Source organism: Streptococcus sp. HMSC074F05 (assembly GCF_001808725.1).
Lineage (GTDB): Bacteria > Bacillota > Bacilli > Lactobacillales > Streptococcaceae > Streptococcus > Streptococcus parasanguinis_I.
Genome location: NZ_KV794409.1, coordinates 107273 through 107600 on the forward strand (window position 1 = coordinate 107273; position 328 = coordinate 107600).

The 328-nt window shown below is 45.7% G+C and carries 1 pseudogene; it reads right to left on the reverse strand.

The annotated features are described in order from the left end of the window. Nucleotides 1-328, reverse strand: a pseudogene (locus HMPREF2685_RS02820) (hypothetical protein); the annotation flags it as partial.

Below are 328 nucleotides of genomic sequence, written 5' to 3' on the forward strand. Positions count from 1 at the left end.
CCAGCCTTGTCCAGATTCCAATTTGCCCCAGGTATGGCCATCCGCATCCACTGTTTCCGTGATGGTGTAAATTCCTTTTGCGATCATTCCTGCTGAGGGATCTGAAGTAGACGGTTCTTTTCGAATACGAAGATCGGCCACGCTAACTTGTACTTGAAAGCTTTCCGATTTTTTCTCTTCTGCTTTAGCTGTTGATTTGGAATCCCCTGAACCGTCAAACGTTTTCCAGTCCAGCTTACTAAGGTCTAACTTCTCGGCTGAAATCCCAAGAGCTTGTTCAGCTGTTTCCTTCCCACCGATTTGAATGGTTGCTTTCTTTTCTTCCTTG